The sequence below is a fragment of the Paracoccus methylarcula genome (assembly GCF_003007735.2).
GTDB classification, from domain to species: domain Bacteria; phylum Pseudomonadota; class Alphaproteobacteria; order Rhodobacterales; family Rhodobacteraceae; genus Paracoccus; species Paracoccus methylarcula.
The window spans coordinates 194,687-219,590 of the sequence record NZ_PXNQ02000001.1; the positions used below are offsets into that span (position 1 = coordinate 194,687).

Below are 24,904 nucleotides of genomic sequence, written 5' to 3' on the forward strand. Positions count from 1 at the left end.
CTGGTTCCCCCCGGACTGCGTCTGACCTGCTTAGCGTGCTGCGACGGGGGCCTCAACGGATTTCAAATGAACGGCCAAGGAAACGCCAGTAAAGCAGGGTGATCGTGGCGAAAGTGGCCACCGCCAGCCAGAACGGCACGGTCAGCGCGAGTTCCCGCCCGAAGATGTTTCCGGCACCGCGGGTCAAGAGGCCCGCCACCAGCATCCCGAAAGGAGCCATGCCGATGGCGAATAACCGATAGGCAGAGTTCACCCGCCCCAGCAGTTTGCGCGGGATATGCCGCTGGCGGTACGAGACCGAAACCGTGTTCCACAGGATTCCCCAGAACTCGCTGACGAGAAAACCCGCACAGATCAGGATCAGCGCACCGTAGCCGCTGCCCGACAGCAGGACCGTCAGTGGAAAGGCAAAGGTCGAGATCATCGCCGCTTGCAGCACGCGGCCCCGGCCAAAGCAGGTCACGATGCGGTCATTGACCAGCCCGGCCGCGACCCCGCCCACCGCTCCCGAGGCCATGATCGCCGAAAGGGCCAGCGGGCCGAGTTGCAGCCGTTCCTGCACGATCAGGACCAGCGTGACCATCATCGCCTCGAAACCGAAATTGAAGAAGCCGGTCAAGATTGCCAGCCCACGCAGGATCGGCTGGCCGAGCAGGAAGGCGATACCCTCGCGCAACTCGACGCGCCAGTTGCGGTCCTGCGTTGCCTCGCCCGAGATATCAGCGCGGAAATCGCCCTGCAGGCAGAAGACCAGCCCCACGGCCAGCGCCATGGCGGCGGCGTTGACGGCGAATGGCAGCGCCAGCGAGACGCCGATCAGAACCCCGGCCAGTGCCGTGCCGACGAAAAGATTCATCACCATCTCGACCGACCAGAGCCGGCCATTCGCGCGCTCCAGCCCTTCCTCGGGGATCAGCGCGGGCAGGATGGTCTGGGCGGCATTGTCGCGCAGGACCTCGGCCGCGCCGACGGTGATGGCGCAGATCGCGATCAGGGTGAAGATGGCAGGCCGGTCGGTGCCGCGCAGCGGCGGCGGATCGAAGGGCAGTGCCAGCCAGACGGCAAGGGCGGCGCTGGCATAGGCGATGACGCGGACCAAATCGGCGGCAAGGATCGCCCGGCGCCGGTCCATCCGGTCGATCAGCAGCCCCGCAGGCAGCGAGAATACGAACCACGGCGCCTTGAGCGCCACGGGCACCAGGGCGATCAGCAACGGGTCGCGGGTCAGTTGCGTGGCCAGCCATGCCCATGCGACCAAGGCGATTCCGTCGCCCAGATTGGTGAGGCCGGAAGCTGCGATGAAACGGGCAAGGGGGCTGCGCATCAGCGGAAGCTAGCGCCGCGCATCATGACCCGCAAGCGGCGGTTATTCGTCCTGGCGTCCGAGCGAGACCTTGGCAAAGCTGTCGCGCAGGGCGGCGGACCATGCGGCGCTCATCTGCATGAAATCCGGATCACCTTCTTCGATCCGGCGCCTCATAGTGATGGCGCAGGCATCCTTTTCGATCACCGCCAGGTCCAGCGGCATCCCTACCGACAGGTTGGAACGCAGAGTCGAATCCATCGACAGAAGCACGGCCTTCTGCGCATCGGCCAGGCTGGTCTCGGGGCGGACCACCCGGTCGAGGATCGGCTTGCCGTATTTATGCTCGCCGATCTGCAGGAAGGGCGTGTCCTCGGTCGCCTCGATGAAATTGCCCTCCGGGTAGATCAGGAACATCCGCATATCCCCGCCCTTGCGCTGCCCGGCAACGATCATGCTGGCCGTCGCCTGCTGGCTGAGTTCGCGATGCTGCTCGACGATCTCGCGCCGTGTGCGGGCCAGCGTATCCCCGATGATCGAGGCGACGCGCAGCATCGAAGGGGCCTTGAGGATCGAGCTGGTCTCGTCCGCCTCCTCTCCCTCGGTGGCTTCCTCCAGCCGCGCAAGCGTGGTCTGGGTCAGCGACAGCGAGCCGGCGGTCATGATCGCGATCACGCGCTCTCCCGGCTGCTGGAAGAAGAACATCTTGCGATAACTGGCGATATTGTCGAGCCCGGCATTGGTGCGCGTGTCAGACAACAGCACAAGCCCGGCATTCAGTTTCAGACCGACGCAATAGGTCATTGTAAAAGTGTTCCGATTTAACCGCCCGACACGGGAGGGCCGGGATTTCCGAGCGTAATTTCTGCTCTATGATCTGTTTTGGCAAGAGTGTTTCGGCCTGATGAGGCCTCGCGCCCGGAACACGGTCCCGCCCTGTCCTCGCCAGAGCACCTGCTTCTGCGCCTTCATCCCCGGATGGCAAGATTCAGGCGGCGACCCAATCCTCGGGGATACGTGGCATCGCCCTGATCAGGCTTTGCGTATAGGGATGGGCTGGCGTCTCGATCACCTGCCCGGCGGGGCCGTCCTCGACGATCCGGCCCTTTTCCATCACCAGGACCCGGTCGGCCACGCCCCGCACCACCGACAGGTCATGGCTGATGAAGAGATAGGAAAGCCCGTGGCTCTGCCTCAGATCGGCCAGCAAATCGAGCACTTGTGACCGGACCCGCACATCCAGCGCGCTGACCGCCTCGTCCAGAACGATAAGATCGGGACGGATGATCAGCGCGCGGGCGATTGCGATTCGCTGGCGTTGCCCACCCGAGAATTCATGGATGTATTTCCGACTGTCCGCCGCTGATAAACCAACCTCTTCCAAAGCCGCGCCGACCCGGTCGCGCCAGTCGGAGGGGCGGCCGGTCAGGTGGAATGGCTCGGCCACCAGCCGGTCCACCCGCCAGCGCGGGTTGAAGCTGCCGAACGGATCCTGAAAGACCACCTGCACCTTGGCCCGCAACTCTCGTGGCATCGAACGGCCTGCCGTGACCTCTTGCCCTGAAATGCGGATCCTTCCCCCTTGCAGAGGGTCGAGCCCAAGGATCGCCCGTGTCAGCGTGGATTTTCCGCAGCCGGATTCCCCCACCAGCCCGACGCTTTCGCCGCGCCCGATTGTCAGGCTGACGCCATCCACCGCCCGCAGGACACCTGCCTTGCCCGGTAGCCGGTATTCCCGCACCGCGTTCTCGACCTGCAGCAGCGGTTCTTGCTCGGCTATCTGGCCGCCACCTGCCGGAACATGGCGCGAGGCTGCGAAAAGTTCGCGCGTATAGGGATGCGCCTGCCTGCGGAACAGCATCTCGGTCGGGCCTTCCTCGACGATCTCTCCGGCCTTCATCACCGCCACCCGGTCGGCGATGCCCGCCACCACCGCCAGATCATGGGTGATCAGCAGCAGCGCCATGCCTTCGTCACGGACCAGGCCTGCCAGCAAGTCAAGGATTTGCGCCTGTGTCGTCACGTCCAGCGCGGTGGTCGGCTCATCCGCGATCAGCAGGTCGGGACGCTCGGCGATGGCCAGCGCGATGGCGACCCGCTGACGTTGCCCGCCCGACAGTTCATGCGGGAAGAGGGTCAGGGGAAAACGCGGCTCTGGCAGGCCGACGCGGTCCAGTTTCTCACGCGCACGGGCCAGCGCCTCCGTCCGGTCCATACGATGATGGATGCGCAGAACCTCGGCCACCTGGTCGCCGATATTCATCAACGGATTCAAGGCGGTCATCGGTTCCTGGAAAATCATTCCGATCCGGTTGCCGCGAATCTTGCACATCTGCGGCTCGGGCGTGGTCAGCAGGTCCTGCCCATCCAGTGTGACCTGCCCCGATGTCCTTGCCCCGCGCGGCAATAGCCCCATAATCGCCAGCGATGTCATGGACTTGCCGCTGCCGGATTCACCCACCAACCCGGTGATCGTGCCGGGGGTGAGCTGCAGATCGACCTTTTGCAGGATCGCGGTGCCGTTGATCGATACGGATAATTCCTGAGTCTCGATCACCGCATCACCTTCAGTCTCGGGTCGAGCGCGTCCCGCAGCCCGTCGCCCAGCAGGTTCAGCCCCAGCACCGTCAGCAGGATGCAGAGCCCCGGGATGATCGCGACATGCGGGGCCAGCGTCACCATGGTCTGCGCCTCGGCCAGCATCCGGCCCCAGCTTGGGGTGGGCGGCTGCGCGCCAAGGCCGACATAGGACAGCCCGGCCTCGGCCAGGATGCCGAGGCTGAACTGGATGGTGCCCTGCACGATCAGCAGGTTGGCTATATTGGGCAGGATATACTGCAGGCTGATCAAGGCCGCCCCCTTGCCCGAGACCTCGGCGGCGCGGATATAGTCCAGCGTCCATAAGGGCAGGGCGCCGCCCCTTGTGACACGGGCGAAGACGGGGATGTTGAAGATGCCGATGGCGATGATGGCATTGACCGCCGACGGCCCGAAAATCGCCGTGATCAGGATCGCGATGACCAACGAGGGAAAGGCGAAGATCAGGTCATTGCCCCGCATGATCGTCTCTTCCAGCCAACTGCCGCGCCGCGCTGCCGCGATCAACCCCAGGGGCACGCCCAACCCCATGCCGATCCCGACTGCGACCAGCGCCACGGCGATGGACACCCTTGCGCCGACCATGATCATCGACAGGATGTCCCGCCCGAAATGATCGGTGCCCAGCCAATGCCCGGCATTTGGCGGCATCAGCTTGTCCGCGATGGCCATCTGCGTCACGTCATAGGGCGTCCACAGGAACGAGACCGCCGCCGCCAGCACCGCCAAACCGGCAAGCAGGGCGCCAAGGATCGTGCCGGGCCTCATCGCCGCCTCAATCGCGGATCGACCAGCGCATAGGCGAGATCGACGATGAAGGTCACGGTGATGACTGCCGCCACCAATACCAGGACGGCGGATTGCACGACGATCAGGTCGCGCTGGTTGATCGCCTGGAATATCAGCCGCCCCAGCCCCGGCAAGTAGAAGACATTCTCGATGATGATCGCCCCGGCCAGCAGGAAGGAAAACTGCATCCCCATGATCGTCAGCACCGGGATCAGCGCGTTGCGCAGTGCGTGCCGACGCAGCACCTGCCCGGCACTCAGCCCCTTGGCGCGGGCGGTGCGGATATAATCCTGTCCCTGCGTCTCGATCAGCGCGGATCGCAGCACCCGGGCAAGGATCGCGGCCTGCGGCAGGGCCAGCGCCACGGCGGGCAGGATCAGCGCCTTCAGCCCGGCCAGCGGATCGGACCAGCCGGGGAAACCACCGGCAGGCAGCCATCGCAGCTTGACCGCGAAAAGCAGCACCAGCAGCATCGCGAACCAGAAATTCGGCAGCGCGATCCCAAGCTGCGTGCCTCCCATCACCGCCGCATCTCCGGCCTGCCCCCGGCGGGCGGCGGCATAGACGCCCACCGGCAGCGCGATGGCAACCGCCAGGAGCAAGGCCAGAACCGCCAGCGCCAGCGACACTTGCAACCGGTCGCCGATCAGTTCGGAAATGGGGGCCTTGTAGGTGAAGCTTTGCCCGAAATCGCCCTGCAGCAGCGCCCCCAGCCAGTTCGCGTAGCGCAGCGGCAGGGGCTGGTCCAACCCCATCTGCTCGCGCAATGCGGCGATGGTCTCGGGCTGCGCGCCGGTTCCCAGCATGAAGCTTGCCGGGTCTCCGGGCACCAGTTCGACCACCGAAAAGATCACCGCCGAGGCGACCAGCAGGCTCAGCCCCAACGACAATATCCGGCGGAAGGAATAACGCAGCATGACAGGACGTTAATCCGCGCATCGGGCGCGGTAAAGTGGCTTGCGGCGGCGGCTCACTCTGCGATCATGCCGGCAAAGGATGGAGGCGAAGATGAGATTGCAGGACAAGACGGCGATCGTCACCGGAGGCGGTTCGGGCTTTGGCGCGGGCATCGCCCGTAAATTCGCGGCGGAGGGCGCGCGGGTCATGGTGGCCGACATCAATGGCGAAGCCGCCGCGCGGATCGCCGATGAGATCGGCGGTCAGGCCGTTCGCGCGGATGTGGCCGACGCCCGGAGCGTGGCCGAACTGGCACGAGAGACGCGGGCAAGGCTGGGCGGGATCGATATCGTCGTGAACAATGCCGGGGTGACGCATCTGCCCGCCCTTATGGAAGAGGTCAGCGAGGCGGATTTCGACCGGGTGATGTCGGTCAATTGCAAGTCGGTCTACCTGATGTCGCGAGAGATCGTGCCGATCATGAAAGAGGCGGGGCGGGGCGCGATCGTCAATATCGCCTCGACCGCGGGGGTCTCTCCGCGCCCGCGGTTGAACTGGTACAATGCCTCGAAGGGCTGGCTGATCACCGCGACCAAGGCCATGGCGGTGGAACTCGCGCCTTTCGGCATCCGCGTGAACGCGCTCAACCCTGTCGCGGGCGAAACGCCCCTGCTGAAACGTTTCATGGGCGAGGATACGCCGGAAATGCGGGCGAAATTCCTGTCGACGATCCCGCTCGGCCGTTTCTCGACGCCCGAGGACCTGGGCAATGCCGCCTGTTTCCTGGCCTCGGACGAAGCCTCGATGATCACCGGGGTCGCGATGGAGGTCGATGGCGGGCGCTGCATCTAGGCGGGACATGCCGCTTGCCCGGCCATCGTCCCGGCTCGTTATCCCGCTTGCCGCCGCAAAAGCCTCTGGTGTTCGGCACAAGCGAACGCGGAGTTCCGGCCTCCTTGTCTGGATCGGAACGGCTCGAATGGGCATTGTCCTTGCGATGCGTGACATGAAAGGCCCGTGCAACCGGCACCGGCCAAGGCGAAAATCAGGAGAGGTTTCAGATGGGACAGCTTGTCGACGGCGTCTGGCATGACATCTGGTATGACACGAAAAGCACCGGCGGGCGGTTCCAGCGCAGCACGACCTCGTGGCGCAACTGGATCACCGCCGACGGGGCGAAGGGACCATCCGGCGAGGGCGGGTTTCCCGCCGAAAGCGGGCGTTACCATCTCTATGTCAGCCTTGCCTGTCCCTGGGCGCACCGGACGCTGATCTTTCGCGAACTCAAGGGGTTGGCGTCCCATATCGGCGTTTCTGTCGTCCATCCGGACATGATGTCCGACGGGTGGGAGTTTCGCACCGATTTCCCGGGTGCGACAGGTGACGACCTGTTCGGCAAGAAATTCCTGCGCGACATCTATCTGCGCGCCGATCCCAAGGCCTCGGGGCGCGTGACCGTTCCGGTGCTGTGGGACAAGCAGCGCGGCACGATCGTCAGCAATGAAAGCGCCGAGATCATCCGAATGTTCAACTCGGCATTCGACGGGATGACCGGAAACACGGATGATTATTACCCCGCCGATCTGCGCCCCGAGATCGACACGCTGAACGAGCGAATTTACGACAACGTCAATAACGGCGTCTACAAGGCCGGTTTCGCCACCAGCCAGCAGGCCTATGACGAGGCGGTGGTTCCGCTATTCGACAGCCTCGACTGGTTGGAGGAACTCCTGAGCACGCGCCGCTACCTGACCGGTGATCGGCTGACCGAGGCCGATTGGCGGCTGTTCACCACATTGGTGCGTTTCGATCCGGTCTATCACACGCATTTCAAATGCAATCGGGCGTGGTTGCGGGAATACCCCAATCTCTGGGGCTGGACGCGGGAACTATACCAGGTGCCGGGAATTGCCGGGACGGTGAATTTCGATCATATCGTGCGGCATTACCATTACAGCCATGACACGATAAACCCGAACCGGATCATCCCGGTCAATCCGGTGATCGACTGGACCGCGCCACATGGCCGCGGCTGAACTGCCGATCCAGCAGGGCTGACTGTCGGAAACGGATGAGGAATGCTTTCCGACAGGCCGGGGGATCATCCGGCCTGTCGGATCGTCACGTTCGGTTCACCTATTCGGGGATCTTGGCGGTGATCCCTTCGACGAAGAAGTTCATGCCTGAAAGTTCCTCATCCGTCGCGACCTGCCCCTCGGCCAGCCATTCGCTGCCGTCCTGCCTGTTCAACGGCCCCGTGAAAGGATGATATTCGCCCGAGGCGATGCTGTCCTTCAGCGCCAGCGCCTCTTCCTTCACCTCGGCGGGAACGGCTTCGGTGATTTCGCCGATCTCGACCTCGCCACCGGCGATCCCCGCCCATGTGCCCTTGGATTCCCAGGTGCCGTCAAGAACCTGGCCGACGCGCTCGATATAATAGGGCGCCCAGTTGTCGATGATCGATGACACCCGGGGCGAGGGCGCGAAATTCGACATGTCGCTGGCCTGGCCAAAACCGATGGCGCCGGCTTCCTGCGCCTTGGCCAAGGGGGCGGTCGAGTCGGTATGTTGCAGGATCACGTCCACGCCCTCGGCGATCAGGGCCGAGGCCGCGTCGGCCTCTTTCGCGGGATCGAACCAGCTATAGGCCCAGACCACCTTCATCTCGACATCGGGGTTCACCTTGCGGGCATGGATGAAGCTGCTGTTGATCCCCTGGATCACCTCGGGGATGGGGAAAGAGCCGATATAGCCGATCTTGTTCGACTCGGTCATCCGGCCGGCGATGGTCCCCATCACGGCGCGGCCCTCGTAGAAGCGGGCGTCATAGGTGGCGACATTCTCGGCGCGCTTGTAGCCGGTGGCGTGCTCGAATTTCACATCGGGGAACTTGGCGGCGACATTGATCACCGGATCCATGAAGCCGAAACTGGTGGCAAAGATCAATTCGTTGCCCGCCAGCGCGAGCTGGCTGAGCGCACGTTCGGCATCGGCACCTTCGGGAACGCTTTCGATGAATGTCGTTTCGACCCTGTCGCCGAACTCCTCCTCGATGGCCTGGCGGCCCAGGTCATGCTGATAGGTCCAGCCGCCATCGCCTACCGGGCCGACATAGATGAAGCCGACCTTCAGCGGCTCTTCCTGTGCGAATACAGGGGTGGCGAGGCCGATTGCCGGGATCACGGCAAGGCTTGCCATCAGTTTTCTGCGATTCATGATTACTCTCCTGCTGGGTTGTCGCCACGTCTCAGCGCAGCGCATAAAAGTTTTGTCCAAGCGAACCGGGCGCGGCGCGGCCAGACCGCCTGCTGTATTTTTGCTGTGCCGATATCAGCACGAGCACGATGATCGTGGCAAGATAGGGCGCCATCGACAGGAACTGCACCGGCACCGCCACCCCTGCCGCCTGCAATCGCAATTGCAGCACGGTGACGCCGCCAAACAGCCAGGCCCCGGCAAGAACGCCGAGCGCGGTCCAGTTGGAAAACACAACGATGGCCAGCGCGATCCAGCCCGCGCCCGCGGTCATGCCCTCGGTCCATTGCAGCACGATCGCGATCGAGAGAAAGGCCCCGCCGACACCCGCCATCGCGCCGCCGAAGCCGATTGCCGTGATCCGCACAATGCGCACCGGGTAGCCGAGGGCATGGGCCGCGTCGTGATTCTCGCCCACGCCGCGCAGGATCAATCCTGCCCGGGACCGGTTCAGGAACCACCAGATCAGCGGCACCATCGCGATCCCCAGCCAGACGATCCAGTTGATGCGCAGCGGTCCGGGGACCATCGCAGGGGCCTTGATCCCCTCCAGCGGCTTGCCGAACAGTGCCGCCAGCCCCAGCCCGAACAGGGTCAACGCAAGGCCCGAGGCCACCTGGTTGGCCAGCAGGAATTGCGTCAGCATCGCGAATGTCATCGAGACCGCGGCACCGGCGAGTGCGGCCACCACGAAGCCGATGAACGGGCTGCCGGTCGCATGGGCCGCCGCGAACCCGGCCAGCGCCCCGACGATCATCATCCCTTCGACCCCGAGGTTCAGCACACCGGCGCGCTCGGTAACCAACTCGCCCAGGGCGGCGAACACGATCGGGGTCGAGGCGGACAGGAGCAGCAGGAAAACGGAAAGCGGGTCGATCATGCGGTAATCCTCCGCTGGAGACGGAAACGGGTCAGCAAGTCGAAGCCAAGCAGGAAGAACAGCAGCATCCCCTGGAATACCTGCACCGTTGCGGCGGGCAGTTGCAGGGTCAGTTGCGCCAACTCGCCTCCGATATAGGTCAGCGCCAGCAGCAGGCCCGCCAGCAGGATGCCCACCGGGTGCAGACGGCCAAGAAAGGCCACGATGATTGCGGTGAAGCCGTAGCCCGAGCCGAAACTGTCGGTGATCTGACCGGCGGGGCCGGATACTTCGAACAGCCCTGCCATCCCGGCACAGGCGCCCGACAGGCCAAGACAGAAAGCGACAAGGGTTTCGGGCCGGACCCCTGCGAAACGTGCCGCACGAGGGGCGAGGCCAGCCGCGCGGATATGAAAGCCGCGGATATGGCGGCTGATCAGGAACCACGTGGCCAGCACCGCGAGCGCAGCCGCGACCACCCCCCAATGCGCCCCGGTTCCGGCGATCAGTTCGGGGTTCGAGGCGGCCGGGTATTGCTGCAGGTTGCGGGAGCCGGGAAAGCCGAATCCCTCGGGGTTCTTCATCGGGCCAAAGGCCATCCAGGCGGCTACCTTCTGCGCGACATAGACCAGCATCAGCGAGACCAGGATCTCGGATGCCCCGAACCAGTTGCGCAGCATCGCGGGGATCATGCCCCAGGCCCAACCGCCCAAGGCCCCGGCCAGCACCATCGCCGGGAAGATCCACATCCCATCGGCGGGATAGCGGCCAGCGCCACCGCCGCGCCGGTGATGCCGCCGATGATATATTGCCCCTCGGCGCCGATATTCCAGATACCGGCGCGGAACCCCATGGCCAGTCCCGAGGCGATCAGGATCAGCGGCGCGGCCTTGACCAGAAGTTGCGGCCGTGAATAGGAGGCTGCCGATCCGAACAACGGATCCCAGAAGATCGTGCGGATCGCGGCGACCGGGTCATAGCCCATTACCGCGAACAGGAACCCTCCGGCGATCATGGTGGCCAGGACGGCCAGCAGCGGAGTCGCGATCTGCCAGCCCGCAGAGATTTCGTCGCGTGGGATCAGCCGGATCATATCTGCGCATCCTCCATGCCATGCGCGCCGCCCAGCATCAGCCCGATCTCGTCGAGGCTGAGAGACGCGGTCATGCGCGGCTCGGACAGGCGCCCTTCGTTCAGGGCGCAGAAGCGGTCGGACAGTTCCATGAGTTCATCCAGGTCCTGGCTGATGACGATGACGCCCGCGCCGTCCCGCGCCAGGTCCAGCAGCGATTGCCGGACCGCAGCGGCGGCCCCGGCATCGACGCCCCAAGTCGGCTGATTCACGACCAGCACGCGGGGGGCTTGCATGACCTCCCGCCCGATCACGAATTTCTGCAGATTGCCGCCGGACAGCGCCCGGGCAGCGGTGTCGGGGCCGGGGGTCCGCACATCGAAAGCGCGGATCACGTCCTCGGTAAAGGCGCGCGCGCCCGCATGGTCGATCAGCCCGTGCCGGACCAGCCCCTTGCGCGGACCGGCGGTCAGCAGGCTGTTCTCGGTCAGGCTGAAATCGGGGACCGCGGCATGTCCCAACCGATCCTCCGGCGCGGCCAGAAGCCCCGCTGCCCGCCTTTGCTGCGGGCCGAGCGTGCCCATGCTGTGGCCTTCGAATGTGATCGCGCCGGGGGCGCTCGGATGCTCGCCGGACAGGGCCGCCAGCAATTCCTCTTGCCCATTGCCGGCCACACCGCCGATTCCAAGGATTTCCCCCGCCTTCAGGGAAAGCGAGACATTCTTCAGTGCCGTGCCCTCGGCGCTCACGGCAGGCAGGGACAGCCCTGCGACCCGCAGCAATTCCTCGCCCGCCTGCCGTCCGCTCCGGTCGATCAGCCGCATCTCGCCGCCGACCATCATCGCGGCGAGTTCCCGGGCGGAATGGGCGCGGGGATCGCAGCTTGCCACGACCTTGCCGTTACGCAGGATGGTGGCCCGGTCGCAATGGCTGCGGATTTCCTCGAGCTTGTGGCTGATATAGAGGATCGATCTGCCCATATCCGCCAGTTTGCGCAGGGTCGCGAACAGGAGTTCCGCCTCTTGCGGGGTCAGCACGCTGGTTGGCTCGTCCATGATCAGAAGGCGAGGATCCTGCAGCAGGCAACGGATGATCTCGACCCGCTGCCGTTCCCCGGCCGAGAGGGTGGCGACGCGGCGCGAAGGATCAAGCGGCAGGCCATATTCCTGGCTGACACGGGAGATCCGGGCTTTCAGCTCGCGCCGCGGAGGCGGGTTCTCCATCCCGAGCGAGATGTTTTCCGCCACGCTCAGGGCATCGAAAAGCGAGAAATGCTGGAACACCATCGCGACACCGGCATTGCGGGCGGCACGTGGATCGGTCGGGGCATGGGGGCGGTCATTCAGGAACATCCGCCCGTCATCGGGCCGCACAAGCCCGTATATCATCTTGACCAGCGTGGATTTTCCTGCCCCGTTCTCTCCCAGCAGCGCATGAATTTCGCCCCGCGTCACTGTGAAGGACAGGTCGTCATTGGCGCGCACGCCGGGATAGCTCTTGCCGATCCCTTCGGCCCGGAACACTGCGGCCTCGGTCAATCTTGTCCCTCCGGTCAATTTTTCCTTTCATAACCCGGCATCATCCATGCGGGCAATCGTGGGCTGCGACATGCTTGCGGATTTGTCCCGATATGTCTTTAGAAAACTTCCGGTTTTTTCCGGCATGCACATTTCGCGGGCATGCCGGGTCTGCGGGGGCTATAACTCGGTCCGCAATTCCCACAGGTCGGGGAACAGGACGACATCCAGCATCCGGCGCAAATAGTTCACCCCCGAGGTGCCGCCAGAGCCGCGCTTGAAGCCGATGATGCGCTCTACCGTGGTGACGTGGTTGAAACGCCAGCGGCGGAAGTAGTCCTCGAAATCGACCAGCTTCTCGGCCAGTTCATAGAGTTCCCACCACTGCGCCGGATCACGATAGACGGCAGCCCATGCGGCGCGGGCGGCCGGATCGGGGCGGTGCGGCTGGTCCAGTCTTTCGCGTTCGGGCACATCGAAACCCGCCGCCCGCAGCCGTGCCAGCACCTCGTCGTAAAGCGAGGGTCGCGTGGCCTCGGTGCGCAAGGGGGCGATCAGTTCCTCGCGATGTTCGTGCGGGCGGAGCATCGCCATGTTGCGGTTTCCGGCGACGAATTCGATCATCCGATATTGGTAGGACTGGAACCCGCTGCTTTCGCCAAGGCTTTCGCGGAACTCGGTATATTCGGACGGGGTCATGGTGCGCAGCACATCCCATGCCGAGTTGAGCTGCTCCATGATCCGCGCCACCCGGGTCAGCATCTTGAAGGCGGGTTGCAGGTTGCCCGCTGCGATGGCCTCGCGTGCGGCGTTCATCTCGTGCAGTGCCAGCTTCATCCACAGCTCGGATGTCTGGTGCTGGATGATGAACAGCATCTCGTCATGGGCCTTGGACAGCGGATGCTGCGCAGTCAGGATCCGGTCGAGCCCCAGGTAATCGCCATAGGACATCCTGCCGTCAAAGGACATGCGGGCGCCGTCGTCAGAGGGATCATAGCTCATTGCCGCAACCTGAAACGCTGGATCTTGCCGGTCTGTGTCTTTGGCAGCGAGGTGCAAAAGACCACGCTGCGCGGGTATTTATAGGGCGCGATCGTGTCCTTGACATGCTGTTGCAGCCGCAGGACCGTCGCCTCGTCGGCGGAAACGCCCTCGGCCAGCACGACATGGGCCTGCACGATCTGGCCGCGTTCCTCGTCGGGGATGCCGATGACTGCGCATTCCAGCACCTCGTCATGCGCGAGAAGCGCGGCTTCGACATCGGGACCGGCGATATTGTAGCCCGAGGACAGGATGATGTCGTCCGAGCGGGCGGCGAAGTGAAAGCGCCCGTCCTCGTCCTGCCAGAAGCTGTCGCCGGTCAGGTTCCAGCCGTCCTTCACATATTCGGCCTGCCGCTCATCGTTGAGGTAGCGGCAGCCGGTCGGGCCGATCACCGCGAGCCGCCCGGTCTCGCCGCGCTGCACCTCCTTGCCGTCCTCGTCCACGATGCGGGCGCGGTAGCCGCCGACGGGGCGACCGGTGCAGCCGGGATGGCTGTCGTCGAAGCGGTTGGTGATGAAGATATGCAGCATCTCTGTTGCGCCGATGCCGTCCAGCATCGGCTTGCCGGTCTTTTGTTGCCATTCCTCCCATATCGGTGCGGGCAGGGTCTCGCCCGCGCTGATCGCGGCGCGAAGGCTGGACAGGTCGGCACCGTCATCCATCGCCCGCAGCATGACGCGATAGGCGGTGGGGGCGGTGAAGCAGATGGTGGCGCGGTGTTTCTCGATGATCTCGATCATGTTCGGAGGCGAGGCGTTCTCCAGCAGCACCGCCGAGGCGCCGAAGCGCAGCGGAAACACCGCCAACCCGCCAAGGCCGAAGGTAAAGGCCAGTGGCGGCGAGCGACAAAGACATCCTCGGGGGTGACGCCCAGCACCTCCCTGGCATAGCCGTCGGCGATGATCAGCAGGTCGCGATGAAAATGCATGGTCGCCTTGGGCTCGCCCGTGCTGCCCGAGGTGAACCCGAGCAGTGCCACGTCGTCGCGGCCGGTGCGGATGGCGTCGAAACGCACCGGCTTGGTCAATGCGGCGCGATCCAGTTCGGCATCGTGATTGGCGGTGCCGTCGAAACCGATCACGGTGTTCAGGTGTTTCGAGCCCTTGGCGGCCGAGACCAGTTCGTCCATCAGCCTTGTGTCGCAAAGCGCGTGGCTGATTTCCGCCTTGTCGATGATCTTGGTCAGTTCCCCCGCCCGCAGCATCGGCATGGAGTTGACCACCACCGCCCCGGCCTTGGTCGCAGCCAGCCAGCAGGCCACCATGGCGGGATTGTTAGCCGAGCGGATCAGGACGCGGTTGCCCGGCTTGACCCCGTAATCCTCGACCAGCGCATGGGCGAGGCGGTTGGTCCAGTCGGACAGTTCCTTGTAGGTTCGCGCCCGGCCATTGCCGACCAGCGCGTTGCGGTCGCCAAAGCCGCGCTCGACCATGTGATCGGTCAGCTCTGCCCCGGCATTGATCCAGTCGGGATAGTCAAAGCCCGACAACTCGATCTGCGGCCATTCCCCGGGCTTCGGCAAATTGTCGCGGGTGAAGCTGTCGATATGCCCGCTTGGTCCCAGATTTGCCATTTTCCTCTCCTGTCGGTTTTCTTCTTGTTCAGTCAGGCACGACCGCCGTTGCCTCGATTTCCACCTTGGCGCGGTCCTCGACCAGCGCGACGACCTGCACCAGTGCCATGGCCGGGAAATGCCGCCCGATCACCTCGCGATAGGCCGTGCCGATCTCGCGCAGGGCGTCAAGGTATTCCCGCTTGTCGGTCACATACCATGTCAGCCGCACCAGGTGCTCGGGCCCGGCCCCGCCTTCGGCCAGCACCGCCACGATATTTTCCAGCACCTGCCGGGTCTGGGCGGCGAAATCATCGCTCTGGAACTGCTGATCCGCGTCCCACCCGACAAGACCGCCGGTAAAGATCATCCGGCCACGGGCCGAGATACCGTTCGCGTAGCCCACGGCACGTTTCCAGTTCGCGGGGTGAAGCTGTTCATGCATGATGCGCCTCCAATGTTTGACGGATATGGTCGGGCCATGGCGAAGGGGTGAAGTCGCGATCCATCCAGACCACGGTGCTGCGCGCCTCCAGCCGGTCTCCGGCATTCACAAGGAAGCGGACAGAGCTGCGCCCGACATGTTCGACCCGGAGTTGCCATTCCAGCCGGTCGCCAAGGCGCGAAGGCTTGCGGAAGTCGATCTCCAGCCGGACGGTCGGCATGCCCTGGCCTGCCGCCATCATCCGCGCGAAAGGATATTCGACCTCATCGATGAAAAAATTTTCCACCATCGAATTCACCATCTCGGCATAGCGGGGATAAAAGACGATGCCCGCCGGGTCGCAATGGCAGAATTCGATGGGGATGATGCGCGAATAGCTCATGACGTCCTGTCCCGATCCGCAAGGAAATCGCCCAGGGCGGCCCGCGCGATGATCAGCTTCTGCACGTCCGAGGCCCCCTCGTAGATGCGCAGCGCCCGGATCTCGCGATAGAGGCTTTCGACCGGAGTGCCGCTGCGCACGCCATCGCCGCCGAAAAGCTGCACGGCCTGATCGATCACCTGCTGCGCGGCCTCGGTCGCATGCAGCTTGGCCATCGCCGCCTCGCGGGTGATCCGAGCCGCGCCCTGATCCTTGGCCCATGCTGCACGATAGACCAGCAACGCGCTTGCATCGACCTTCAGCGCCATGTCCGCGATATGGCCCTGGACCATCTGCAATTCCGACATCGGCGCGCCGAACAATTGCCGCTCGGTGACCCGCGCCATCGCCTCGTCCAGCGCGCGGCGGGCAAAGCCCAGTGCCGCAGCCCCGACCGTGGGGCGGAAATGGTCAAGCACCGTCATGGCGATGCGGAAACCCGCCCCCGCCTCTCCGATCAGGGCGTCTTCGGGCAGCCGAACCCCGTCCAGCCGCAGATGCGCCAGCGGATGCGGCGCGATCACCTCGATGCGGCTGACGACCCCAAGCCCCGGCGTGTCGGCGGGCAACAGGAAAGCCGAGAGGCCCCTGGCGCCTTCCGCCTCGCCGGTGCGAGCGAAGATCACGTAGATATCGGCGATGCCGCCATTCGAGATATAGGTCTTTTCGCCATCCAGCACCCATTCGCCGCCTTCGCGCCGCGCCGTGGTCGAAGTGCGGGCCACGTCCGACCCTGATCCCGGCTCGGTCAGGGCAAAGGCGGAAATCGCCCGCCCCGCCCGCGTGCGATCCAGCCATTCCCGCTGCGCTGGTGTTCCGAACAGGCTCACTGCCCCCATGCCAAGCCCCTGCATCGCAAAGGCGAAATCCGCCAGCCCGTCATGCCGTGCCAATGTCTCGCGGATTAGGCAGAGGCTGCGGATATCCAGCTTCTCGCCCCCCGAATGGCGCAACCATCCGCCATCGCCCAGGGCCGCGACCAGCCCGCGACAGGCGGCATCGACATCGTCATGACCCACTGGCAAGGCGGTTTGCGCCCATCCGTCCAGCCCCGCCGCCAACTCGCGATGACGATCCTCGAAAAACGGCCAATCCAGAAAGCTTCGATCCATCTTCTTCATCCAAATATCCCGGGGGAGTCGCGCTATCGGCGCGACGGGGGCAGCGCCCCCGATCCCTCAGTTTCCCTCGAAAACCGGCGTCTCCTTGGCGACGAAGGCCCGATAGGCGCGCTCGAAATCACGGGTCTGCATGCAGATCGCCTGTGCCTGCGCCTCGGCCTCGATCGCCTGGTCCAGCCCCATGTTCCATTCCTGGTTCAGCTGGGTCTTGGTGATGCCATGCGCCCAGACAGGCCCTGCCGCGATCTGCCGCGCCAGATCAAGTGCCGCCGCCTCGACATCCTCGTGCAGGCTGTTCCAGAAGCCCCAACGCTCGCCTTCCTCGGCGCGCAGCACCCGGCCCGTGTAAAGCAGCTCCGCCGCCCGGCCCTGTCCGACGATCCGGGGCAGCATCGCGCAAGCGCCCATGTCGCAGCCCGCCAGACCGACCCGGGTGAACAGGAAGGCTGCCTTGGCCGAAGGCGCGGCCAGCCGCAGGTCCGATGCCATCGCCATGATCGCGCCCGCGCCGACGCAGACACCCTCGACCGAGGCGATGATCGGCTTGCCGCAATGAATCATTGCACGCACCAGATCGCCCGTCATGCGGGTGAAGGCCAGCAGCTCCGGCATTTCCATCGCGACCAGCGGGCCGATGATGTCATGCACATCCCCGCCCGAGCAGAAATTGCCGCCATTCGAGGCCAGCACGACAGCATCCACGTCATCGGCTTGGGCCAGCGCGCGAAACGTGTCGCGCAACTCGGAATAGCTGTCGAAGGTCAGGGGGTTCTTGCGTTCGGGGATGTTCAGCCTGATCACCGCGATGCGGTCCGTGATCTCCCACAGGAAATGTTCGGGTTTCAGCCCGGCCATCTGGGTTTTCTTCATTCGGCCCTCCTGCCTGCGCGCGCCAGTATCTCGCGCATCGTATCAAGATCGGTTTCGGTCAGATCGGCGAAGATCGCATCGACCTCGGCCTCGTGGCCCACGGCCATCGCCTCGAAAGCGGCCAGCCCTTCGGGCGTCAGTCGCACGCGGACCCGGCGACGGTCGCCATCCTCGGATTCGCGCTTGGCCAACCCGTCCGCCTCCAGCCGATCCATCACCGCCGTGGCATTGCCGTTCGAGACCAGCAGCATCCGCGACAGTTCCGACATGGTCACGCCCTCGCGCCGCCGCCACAGGGCGGCCATCACGTCGAAACGGGGCAGGGTGGTATTATGCTCGCGCCGCAGGTAGTCGCGCAAGCGGTTCTCGGCGGCGCGGGTGACGCCCAGCATCCTGATCCACAGCTTGAGACGGCGTTTCGACAACTCGCTCATGCGCTTTCCCCTCCGTCCAGCAGGATCGCCTGCCCGTTGACGCTGGCCGCGCCTTCCGAGGCCAGCCAAAGCGCCGCTGCCGTCACCTCCCCCGGCGCGACTAACCGCCCCTGCGGGTTCTTGGCGGTCAGCGAGGCCAGCGCCTCGTCCCGGCTGCGCCCGGTCTTCTCGGTAATGTTGGAGAGCGTCCGCTGCGTCATCTCGGTATCCAGGTAACCCGGGCAGATGGCATTGACGGTGATGCCCTTGCGCGCGACTTCCAGCGCGAGCGAGCGGACCAGCCCCATCACCCCATGCTTGCTGGCCGCATAGGGCGCGGCATAGGCAGCACCGCGGATGCCCGCGATGGAGGAGATGGCGATCAGCCGCCCGCCCTCGGACATCTGTGCCAGACCATGCTGGAAGGTCAGGAAAACGCCGGTCAGGTTGGTGGCGATCATCCGGTGCCAGTGATCCGCCGTGACCTTTTGGAAGGGCGCGGCCTCGGCCATCCCCGCATTGGCGATGATGATCTGGCAGGGGCCTGCGGCCTCGAAGATGCTGCGAAGCTGATCCGGTTCGGTGACGTCGCCTTGCACGGCGCGAATACCGTCCCCCGCCACCTCTTGCAGCTTGTCCATGCTGCGGCCGGTGATGACGACCTCATGCCCCTGCGCGGCAAAGGCCCGGGCCATGTCCGCGCCGGTGCCGCTGCCGCCGCCGGTGATGAGGACGCGGGGGCTCATGCCCGGATCTCCTCGGCTTCGCGCTCGGCCAGCCGGCGGGCCTGGTCGCGGCCCGCCAGATAGGGCAGCGGCCATTCGCTGGCGGTATCTCCCAGCTTCACCGCCGCATGCAGCGTCCAGTAGGGATCGGCCAGGTGCGGGCGGGCAAGGCAGACCAGATCGGCGCGGCCCGCCATGAGGATCGAGTTCACATGGTCGGTTTCATAGATATTGCCGACGGCCATGGTCGCGATCCCGGCCTCGTTGCGGATGCGGTCCGAAAAGGGGGTCTGGAACATGCGGCCATAGACCGGGCGGGCCTCGGTCGTGGTCTGCCCGGCCGAGACGTCGATGATATCGGCCCCCGCCTCGCGGAACATCCGGGCGATCTCGACCGCTTCCTGCGGGGTGACGCCATCCTCGCCGATCCAGTCATTGGCCGAGATCCTGACCGACATCGGCTTGTTCCCGGGCCATGCCGCACGCATCGCCCGCAAGACCTCCAGCGGCCAGCGCATCCGGTTTTCCAGCGAGCCGCCATATTCGTCGCCGCGCTGGTTCGAGACGGGCGAGATGAAGCCGCTGACCAGATAGCCATGGGCGGCGTGCAACTCTATCATGTCGAAGCCCGCCCGCTCGGCCATCCTTGTAGCAGTAACGAATTGGTCCGTGACCTCGGTCATCTGCGCCCGCGTCATCTCCTGCGGCACGGCATTTTCCGGCGACCAGGGAATGGGCGAGGCCGAGATCACAGGCCAGTTGCCATCCTTGAGCGACTTGTCCATGCCTTCCCAACCGATATTCGTGCTGCCCTTGCGGCCCGAATGGCCGATCTGGCAACAGATTTTCGCATCGGTCTCGCCATGCACGAAATCCACGATCTCGGTCCATGCGGCCTCATGCTCGGGCGTATAGAGGCCGGGGCAGCCGGGGGTGATGCGGCCCTCGGGCGAGACGCAGGTCATCTCGGTATAGACCAGCCCGGCGCCGCCCTTGGCGCGCTCGCCGTAATGCACGAGGTGCCAGTTGGTCGGCTTGCCGTCGACCGCCTTGTATTGCGCCATGGGCGAAACGACGACGCGGTTCTTCAGCGTCATTTCTCGCAGCTTGAAGGGCGCGAACATCGGCGCGCGTCCCGTTTGCCCGCCTGCCTGCTCCTGGAACCAGTCCTCGGCGCGGCGCACCCATTCGGGATCGCGCAGGCGCAGGTTTTCATGGCTGATGCGCTGCGAACGGGTGAGCAGCGAATAGGTGAACTGGATCGGGTGCAGGTCGAAATAACGCTCGACATCCTCGAACCATTCCAGCGAGTTGCGGGCCGCCGATTGCAGGCGCAGGACCTCCAGCCGCCGCTCTTCCTGGTAGCGTTCGAAGGCGGCCTGCAATGTCGGCTCGCTATGCAGGTAATCGGCCAGCGCGATGGCGCTGTCGAATGCCAGCCGCGTGCCCGATCCGATCGAGAAATGCCCGGTCGCCGCCGCATCCCCCATCAGCACGACATTGTCGTGATACCAGCGCTCGCAGATCACCCGGGGGAAGTTCATCCAGACCGCCGAGCCGCGCAGATGGGCGGCGTTCGACATCAGTTCATGCCCGTCCAGATGATTTTCGAAGACCCTACGGCAGGTCTCGACGATCTCTTCCTTGGACATGAATTCAAAGCCGAAATTGTCCCATGTCTGCTGGCTGCATTCGACGATGAAGGTCGCAGTCTCATCATCGAACTGGTAGACATGCGCCCACATCCAGCCATGTTCGGTCCGCTCGAAGATGAAGGTGAAGGCGTCGTTGAATTTCTGATGCGTGCCAAGCCAGATGAACTTGCACAGCCTTGTGTCGATATCGGGTTTGAACACATCCTGATATTCGCCCCGGATCCTGCTGTTCAGCCCATCCGAAGCAACCACCAGATCGTAATCCGCGCGATAGGATTCGGCGCTGTCGAACTCTGTCTCGAAGCGCATTTCGATGCCCAGCTCGCGGGCACGTTCCTGCAGCAAGGTCAGCATCTTCTTGCGCCCGATGCCTGCAAAGCCGTGCCCGCCTGAAACATCCCGCCGCCCGTCGCGAATGACGGCGATGTCGTCCCAGTAGATGAAACTGTCGCGGATCGCGTCGGTCGATTTGGGATCGTTGTTCTGCATCCGCGACAGCGCGTCATCCGACAGCACCACGCCCCAACCGAAGGTATCATTGGCGCGGTTGCGTTCGATCACCGTCACCTCATGCGCCGGATCGCGCAGCTTCATGGAAATCGCGAAATACAAACCTGCAGGGCCGCCGCCGAGGCAAAGAATCTTCATGCTGGACTACCTCCTGCGCAGAAGCTGGCACAGGAGCAAAATTATTTCAAGTTTGAAATTTCTTGACGGATGGCGGCGGCGATCAACCCGGGCACCTCGGGGGCAAGCCCGATGGGGGGAAGGCGGGGGCCGGTGAAGCCAGCCTCGTCCAGCGCTGAGGGCAGGTCGTCCAGCACATGCTCTGCCCTGAGCGCGAATAGCGGCAGGCTGACGGCTTGCCCGAGGCCGCTTGCGGCCTTGGCGATGAAGGGTTCCTGTTCGACAAAGCCGGTGACAACGCAGGCAAAACGGGGTGCGATCAGGTCGGCCAGCGCTTGGGTGATATGAAAGCTGGCCTGCGAGCGTTGCGAGCCATGCGCGGTCAGCAGAAGCGTGGTTTCCTGCGGATGCCAACCCATCGAGCTGCCGCCTCATGTGCCTTGGCCACGATCAGCGCGGGCAGGGCGGGATCGGTCCCGAAGGGGCGCATGACATGCGCATTCGCCGCCCCTGCGGCAGTCAGCCGGCGTGGGAGCTCGCTGCCGGTGAACCAGCCCTCGGCCATGAACATCGGGTAGATCAGGCTATCATTGTCGCAGGTTCCGTTCAGCGCGCCGGGCATGGCAAGCGTTGCGCCAAGAACCGGGCAGCCGGGGTCGTGATCGGCCACCCGTGCCGCCAATTCCTCGATGGCGCGCTGCTGTGGCCCCGGATCTCCGGGTTGTCCGTGGGAAACGATGACGGCGCGCCTCATCCCGCGCCCGTCAATCGCGGAAATATGGCGCGAATGCGTCGGGGATGTCGAATTCCTCCAGCGCCTTCGCGCGGGACTCGGCGGACATCTTGCGGGCAGTCTTTTCGATGATGCGGGGTATTTTTTCGTCCGGTTGCTCGGCGGCGAAATCGCCCAGATACCAGCGGATGAAGGTGAAGCAGATCACGTCCTCCAGCGCCTGCACATCCGCGTCACGCTTGAGCCCCTGTTTCATCAGCATCTTGCGGGTATGGTCGATATCATCGTCGCCATAGCCCGCCTCGGTCATGATCCCGGCGATCCGCTCGGCATGGCGGCGGCCCTGTTCCTGTCGCCATTGCAGGTAGCCCGACCGGTCCATCGGATAGTTGCTGCGCGGCAGGAGCCAGCGTTCGATATGCTGGCCACGGCAGGCGATACGCAGCGGCTCGGATGCGTCGGGAAAGAGCCGCTGCTGTTCGGCGGTCATCCTTTGCCCGTACAGCAGGGCTGCGGGCTGGTCGCCTTCCAGCGTGGGATCCTTGGCATTGGCGGCGTCGATGGCGGTAAAGACGTGATCTAGCTGTGTGGTCATGGCTTGTTCCGATCTGCTGCCCCAGTGTCGCCCGACCGGACCCCATGCTGCAAGCCGTTATTCGCCCTCTCTGCTGAACGCCCAGTCCCCTTCCCCCAATGCGGGCGAGGCGCGTTCGGCCACGGTATCGCTGCGTGAAAAGCGGATCGGGCTGCGCAGGCCGGGAATACCTTCGGGGGCGACCTGCAACCCGCGCGCCATGATCTGCGGGTCGGCCAGGGCCTCGGCCACGTCATTGACCGGCCCGGCGGGAACACCGGCACCTTCCAGCATCGATATCAGATCGGAGCGGGTGAAGCGTTCCGTGGTTTGTGCAAGTAGCGGGGTCAGGCGCGCCCGGTTGGCCACGCGGGCGGGGTTGGTCGCGTAATCGGGATCCTCGGGCAGGGACGGCAGCTCCAGCACGCGGCAGAGGGCGGCGAATTGCCGGTCATTCCCGCAGGCGATGATCGCATGGCCGTCGGATGCCGGAAACAACTGGTAAGGCACGATATTCGGATGGGCATTCCCAAGCCGATGCGGCACGGCCCCGCCCAGCAGGTAATTCGTGGCCTGGTTGGCCAGCACCGCCACACCGCAATCCAGCAGCGACAGGTCGATCTGCTGACCGCGCCCCGAGCCTTCGCGCTCGGTCAGCGCCGCCTGCACCGCAATGACGCCATAGAGGCCGGTGAAGATGTCGATCCAGGCGACGCCGACCTTTTGCGGCTCCCCTCCCGGTTCGCCGGTCAGGTCCATGATGCCGCTCATTCCCTGGATCAGGAAATCATAGCCCGGCTGCGCCGCGCGCGGCCCGTCCTGTCCGAAACCGGTGATCGAGGCATAGACGAGGCGCGGGTTGCGCGCGGCGAGGCTGTCGTAATCCAGCCCGAAACGGCGCAAGCCGCCCAGCTTGAAATTCTCGATCACCACATCGGCACTGTCGATCAACCGCTTGAGCCGTTCCAGGTCGTCGGGATTCTTGAAATCGCAGGTGACCGAGCGTTTGCCGCGATTGGCGGCGTGGAAATAGGCGGCGACCCTTTCGGTGGTGCCGTCGGCGCGGGGGCGGTCGATGAAGGGCGGACCCCATCGGCGGGTGTCGTCGCCCTCGGGGGCTTCGACCTTGATCACCTCGGCGCCCAGATCGGCCAAGGTCTGGCCGATCCATGGCCCGGCGAGAATCCGGGCCAATTCGACGACCTTCAGCCCCTTCAGCGGTGCGTCGGACATTTCAACCGAATGCCTGCAGGCCGGTTTGCGCACGGCCAAGGATCAGCGCATGGACATCATGCGTGCCCTCGTAGGTGTTCACGGTTTCCAGGTTCTGGGCGTGGCGCATCACGTGATATTCGATCTGGATGCCGTTGCCGCCATGCATGTCGCGGGCCATGCGGGCGATGTCCAGCGCCTTGCCGCAATTGTTGCGCTTGACGATCGAGATCATCTCGGGCGCGAACTTGCCCTCGTCGAACAGCCGGCCCACGCGCAGGCTGGCTTGCAGGCCAAGGGCGATCTCGGTCTGCATGTCGGCCAGCTTCTTCTGCCAAAGCTGCGTCGCGGCAAGCGGGCGGTTGAACTGGTGCCGGTCCAGCCCGTATTGGCGGGCGCGGAACCAGCAATCCTCGGCTGCGCCCATCGCGCCCCAGCTGATGCCGTAGCGGGCCCGGTTGAGACAGCCGAAGGGACCGCCCATGCCCTCGATATTGGGCAGGAGCGCATCCTCGCCGACCTCGACATTATCCATGACGATCTCGCCGGTAATCGAGGCGCGCAGGGACAGCTTGCCCCCGATCTTGGGCGCAGACAGGCCCTTCATGCCCTTTTCCAGGACGAAGCCGCGGACCTTGCCGCCATGCGCCTCGGATTTCGCCCATACCACGAAGACATCCGCGATGGGCGCGTTCGAGATCCACATCTTGGCGCCGGTCAGCCGGTAACCGCCATCGGTCTTGACCGCGCGGGTGCGCATTCCGGCGGGGTCCGAGCCCGCATCGGGTTCGGTCAGGCCGAAACAGCCGATATATTCGCCGCTGGCGAGTTTCGGCAGGTATTTCTGCTTCTGCTCTTCGCTGCCATAGGCCTCGATCGGGAACATCACCAGCGAGGACTGCACCGAGGCCATCGAACGATAGCCTGAATCGATCCGCTCGATCTCGCGGGCGACGAGGCCATAGGAGACGTAGGAGGCGCCGACACCACCATATTCCTCGGCCACCGTCACGCCCAGCATGCCCGCCGCGCCCATCTCGCGGAAGATTTCCGGGTCGGTATGTTCGTTCATGTAGGCGTCCTGCACGCGCGGCGCGAGGCTTTCCGCGGCGAAGGCGGCGGCGGAATCGCGGATCATCCGCTCTTCCTCGGTCAACTGCTCATCCAGCAGGAACGGATCGGACCACGAGAAGGGCGCACCCTTATGCGATTTGGTGGACAT

At 64.6% G+C, this 24,904-nt stretch carries 23 protein-coding genes and 2 pseudogenes; 2 read left to right on the top strand and 23 right to left on the bottom strand.

Going from position 1 to position 24,904, the window contains the following annotated elements:
• Positions 1–52: 52 nt before the first annotated feature.
• The 5 genes from A7A09_RS00825 to A7A09_RS00845 all read right to left on the bottom strand — a co-directional run bounded on the left by A7A09_RS00825 (position 53) and on the right by A7A09_RS00845 (position 5,607).
• A complete protein-coding gene (locus A7A09_RS00825; RefSeq protein WP_106689442.1) occupies positions 53–1,324 on the bottom strand; it encodes an MFS transporter in 1,272 nt (423 codons plus the stop codon).
• A 42-nt stretch (positions 1,325–1,366) separates the two neighbouring features.
• Positions 1,367–2,107, bottom strand: coding sequence for a proteasome-type protease (locus A7A09_RS00830; RefSeq protein ID WP_106689444.1), 741 nt, complete (start codon positions 2,105–2,107; stop codon positions 1,367–1,369).
• 184 nt (positions 2,108–2,291) lie between these two features.
• A complete protein-coding gene (locus tag A7A09_RS00835) occupies positions 2,292–3,860 on the bottom strand; it encodes an ABC transporter ATP-binding protein (RefSeq protein WP_245999055.1) in 1,569 nt (522 codons plus the stop codon).
• Positions 3,857–4,669, bottom strand: a complete 813-nt coding sequence (locus A7A09_RS21235) for an ABC transporter permease (RefSeq protein ID WP_245999057.1) — start codon at positions 4,667–4,669, stop codon at positions 3,857–3,859. Before A7A09_RS21235 ends, A7A09_RS00835 begins: the two co-directional genes overlap by 4 nt.
• Positions 4,666–5,607, bottom strand: coding sequence for an ABC transporter permease (locus A7A09_RS00845; protein WP_106689450.1), 942 nt, complete (start codon positions 5,605–5,607; stop codon positions 4,666–4,668). The genes A7A09_RS21235 and A7A09_RS00845 overlap by 4 nt, the downstream gene beginning before the upstream one ends.
• Before the next feature lie 91 nt (positions 5,608–5,698).
• Between A7A09_RS00845 and A7A09_RS00850 the strand changes: the two genes are divergently transcribed.
• Positions 5,699–6,439 carry a glucose 1-dehydrogenase gene (locus tag A7A09_RS00850; RefSeq protein WP_106690011.1) on the top strand — a complete coding sequence of 247 codons (741 nt, stop codon included), beginning with the start codon at positions 5,699–5,701 and terminating at the stop codon, positions 6,437–6,439.
• A 209-nt stretch (positions 6,440–6,648) separates the two neighbouring features.
• Positions 6,649–7,623 (top strand): glutathione S-transferase family protein, encoded by a 975-nt coding sequence (locus A7A09_RS00855; protein ID WP_106689452.1) that lies wholly within the window; start codon positions 6,649–6,651, stop codon positions 7,621–7,623.
• Between the two features lie 100 nt (positions 7,624–7,723).
• Here A7A09_RS00855 and A7A09_RS00860 read toward each other — a convergent pair whose 3' ends face one another.
• From A7A09_RS00860 to A7A09_RS00940, 18 genes and pseudogenes are all read right to left on the bottom strand, one after another.
• A complete protein-coding gene (locus A7A09_RS00860) occupies positions 7,724–8,803 on the bottom strand; it encodes a BMP family ABC transporter substrate-binding protein (protein WP_106689454.1) in 1,080 nt (359 codons plus the stop codon).
• A gap of 31 nt (positions 8,804–8,834) precedes the next feature.
• Entirely contained in the window at positions 8,835–9,722 is an 888-nt protein-coding gene (locus A7A09_RS00865; protein WP_106689456.1) for an ABC transporter permease, read from the bottom strand.
• A pseudogene (locus A7A09_RS00870) lies at positions 9,719–10,554 on the bottom strand (ABC transporter permease). Before A7A09_RS00870 ends, A7A09_RS00865 begins: the two are co-directional and overlap by 4 nt.
• Before the next feature lie 236 nt (positions 10,555–10,790).
• Positions 10,791–12,311, bottom strand: coding sequence for an ABC transporter ATP-binding protein (locus A7A09_RS00875; RefSeq protein ID WP_106689457.1), 1,521 nt, complete (start codon positions 12,309–12,311; stop codon positions 10,791–10,793).
• A gap of 159 nt (positions 12,312–12,470) precedes the next feature.
• On the bottom strand, positions 12,471–13,292 hold the full coding sequence (kynA, locus tag A7A09_RS00880; protein ID WP_106689459.1) for a tryptophan 2,3-dioxygenase: 822 nt from the start codon (positions 13,290–13,292) through the stop codon (positions 12,471–12,473).
• Positions 13,289–14,907: pseudogene (locus tag A7A09_RS00885) on the bottom strand (AMP-binding protein). Before A7A09_RS00885 ends, kynA begins: the two are co-directional and overlap by 4 nt.
• A gap of 28 nt (positions 14,908–14,935) precedes the next feature.
• Complete coding sequence (locus A7A09_RS00890) at positions 14,936–15,331, bottom strand: RidA family protein (protein ID WP_106689461.1); 396 nt, start codon at positions 15,329–15,331, stop codon at positions 14,936–14,938.
• Entirely contained in the window at positions 15,324–15,713 is a 390-nt protein-coding gene (locus tag A7A09_RS00895; protein ID WP_106689463.1) for an acyl-CoA thioesterase, read from the bottom strand. The genes A7A09_RS00890 and A7A09_RS00895 overlap by 8 nt, the downstream gene beginning before the upstream one ends.
• Positions 15,710–16,873 (bottom strand): acyl-CoA dehydrogenase family protein, encoded by a 1,164-nt coding sequence (locus A7A09_RS00900; protein WP_245999058.1) that lies wholly within the window; start codon positions 16,871–16,873, stop codon positions 15,710–15,712. Before A7A09_RS00900 ends, A7A09_RS00895 begins: the two co-directional genes overlap by 4 nt.
• 57 nt (positions 16,874–16,930) lie before the next feature.
• Complete coding sequence (locus tag A7A09_RS00905) at positions 16,931–17,743, bottom strand: enoyl-CoA hydratase family protein (protein ID WP_106689465.1); 813 nt, start codon at positions 17,741–17,743, stop codon at positions 16,931–16,933.
• Positions 17,740–18,177 carry a MarR family winged helix-turn-helix transcriptional regulator gene (locus A7A09_RS00910; RefSeq protein WP_106689467.1) on the bottom strand — a complete coding sequence of 146 codons (438 nt, stop codon included), beginning with the start codon at positions 18,175–18,177 and terminating at the stop codon, positions 17,740–17,742. The genes A7A09_RS00905 and A7A09_RS00910 overlap by 4 nt, the downstream gene beginning before the upstream one ends.
• Positions 18,174–18,902, bottom strand: coding sequence for an SDR family NAD(P)-dependent oxidoreductase (locus tag A7A09_RS00915; protein WP_106689469.1), 729 nt, complete (start codon positions 18,900–18,902; stop codon positions 18,174–18,176). Before A7A09_RS00915 ends, A7A09_RS00910 begins: the two co-directional genes overlap by 4 nt.
• Positions 18,899–21,184: a bifunctional salicylyl-CoA 5-hydroxylase/oxidoreductase gene (locus A7A09_RS00920; RefSeq protein WP_106689471.1), complete on the bottom strand. Its 2,286-nt coding sequence runs from the start codon at positions 21,182–21,184 to the stop codon at positions 18,899–18,901. Before A7A09_RS00920 ends, A7A09_RS00915 begins: the two co-directional genes overlap by 4 nt.
• A 41-nt stretch (positions 21,185–21,225) precedes the next feature.
• Positions 21,226–21,582 carry a sirohydrochlorin chelatase gene (locus tag A7A09_RS21240; protein ID WP_245999059.1) on the bottom strand — a complete coding sequence of 119 codons (357 nt, stop codon included), beginning with the start codon at positions 21,580–21,582 and terminating at the stop codon, positions 21,226–21,228.
• Positions 21,546–21,917 (bottom strand): CbiX/SirB N-terminal domain-containing protein, encoded by a 372-nt coding sequence (locus tag A7A09_RS21245; RefSeq protein ID WP_245999060.1) that lies wholly within the window; start codon positions 21,915–21,917, stop codon positions 21,546–21,548. The genes A7A09_RS21240 and A7A09_RS21245 overlap by 37 nt, the downstream gene beginning before the upstream one ends.
• Before the next feature lie 10 nt (positions 21,918–21,927).
• Positions 21,928–22,491, bottom strand: a complete 564-nt coding sequence (locus tag A7A09_RS00930; RefSeq protein WP_106689473.1) for a DUF4202 domain-containing protein — start codon at positions 22,489–22,491, stop codon at positions 21,928–21,930.
• A gap of 57 nt (positions 22,492–22,548) precedes the next feature.
• Positions 22,549–23,703, bottom strand: a complete 1,155-nt coding sequence (locus A7A09_RS00935) for a CaiB/BaiF CoA transferase family protein (RefSeq protein WP_106689475.1) — start codon at positions 23,701–23,703, stop codon at positions 22,549–22,551.
• 1 nt (position 23,704) lies between these two features.
• Entirely contained in the window at positions 23,705–24,904 is a 1,200-nt protein-coding gene (locus tag A7A09_RS00940; RefSeq protein WP_106689477.1) for an acyl-CoA dehydrogenase, read from the bottom strand.

Bases quoted from the DNA above. Each gene is read 5' to 3' on its own strand.
- A7A09_RS00895 (WP_106689463.1), bottom strand. From the start codon at position 15,713: ATGAGCTATTCGCGCATCATCCCCATCGAATTCTGCCATTGCGACCCG.
- A7A09_RS00920 (WP_106689471.1), bottom strand. From the start codon at position 21,184: ATGAAGATTCTTTGCCTCGGCGGCGGCCCTGCAGGTTTGTATTTCGCG.
- A7A09_RS00825 (WP_106689442.1), bottom strand. From the start codon at position 1,324: ATGCGCAGCCCCCTTGCCCGTTTCATCGCAGCTTCCGGCCTCACCAAT.
- A7A09_RS21235 (WP_245999057.1), bottom strand. From the start codon at position 4,669: ATGAGGCCCGGCACGATCCTTGGCGCCCTGCTTGCCGGTTTGGCGGTG.
- A7A09_RS00905 (WP_106689465.1), bottom strand. From the start codon at position 17,743: ATGAAGAAAACCCAGATGGCCGGGCTGAAACCCGAACATTTCCTGTGG.
- A7A09_RS00890 (WP_106689461.1), bottom strand. From the start codon at position 15,331: ATGCATGAACAGCTTCACCCCGCGAACTGGAAACGTGCCGTGGGCTAC.
- A7A09_RS21240 (WP_245999059.1), bottom strand. From the start codon at position 21,582: ATGGGTTGGCATCCGCAGGAAACCACGCTTCTGCTGACCGCGCATGGC.
- A7A09_RS00900 (WP_245999058.1), bottom strand. From the start codon at position 16,873: ATGAAGAAGATGGATCGAAGCTTTCTGGATTGGCCGTTTTTCGAGGAT.
- A7A09_RS00860 (WP_106689454.1), bottom strand. From the start codon at position 8,803: ATGAATCGCAGAAAACTGATGGCAAGCCTTGCCGTGATCCCGGCAATC.
- A7A09_RS00855 (WP_106689452.1), top strand. From the start codon at position 6,649: ATGGGACAGCTTGTCGACGGCGTCTGGCATGACATCTGGTATGACACG.
- A7A09_RS00910 (WP_106689467.1), bottom strand. From the start codon at position 18,177: ATGAGCGAGTTGTCGAAACGCCGTCTCAAGCTGTGGATCAGGATGCTG.
- A7A09_RS00940 (WP_106689477.1), bottom strand. From the start codon at position 24,904: ATGTCCACCAAATCGCATAAGGGTGCGCCCTTCTCGTGGTCCGATCCG.
- A7A09_RS00830 (WP_106689444.1), bottom strand. From the start codon at position 2,107: ATGACCTATTGCGTCGGTCTGAAACTGAATGCCGGGCTTGTGCTGTTG.
- A7A09_RS00845 (WP_106689450.1), bottom strand. From the start codon at position 5,607: ATGCTGCGTTATTCCTTCCGCCGGATATTGTCGTTGGGGCTGAGCCTG.
- A7A09_RS00915 (WP_106689469.1), bottom strand. From the start codon at position 18,902: ATGAGCCCCCGCGTCCTCATCACCGGCGGCGGCAGCGGCACCGGCGCG.
- kynA (WP_106689459.1), bottom strand. From the start codon at position 13,292: ATGAGCTATGATCCCTCTGACGACGGCGCCCGCATGTCCTTTGACGGC.
- A7A09_RS00850 (WP_106690011.1), top strand. From the start codon at position 5,699: ATGAGATTGCAGGACAAGACGGCGATCGTCACCGGAGGCGGTTCGGGC.
- A7A09_RS00930 (WP_106689473.1), bottom strand. From the start codon at position 22,491: ATGACCACACAGCTAGATCACGTCTTTACCGCCATCGACGCCGCCAAT.
- A7A09_RS00935 (WP_106689475.1), bottom strand. From the start codon at position 23,703: ATGTCCGACGCACCGCTGAAGGGGCTGAAGGTCGTCGAATTGGCCCGG.
- A7A09_RS21245 (WP_245999060.1), bottom strand. From the start codon at position 21,917: ATGAGGCGCGCCGTCATCGTTTCCCACGGACAACCCGGAGATCCGGGG.
- A7A09_RS00865 (WP_106689456.1), bottom strand. From the start codon at position 9,722: ATGATCGACCCGCTTTCCGTTTTCCTGCTGCTCCTGTCCGCCTCGACC.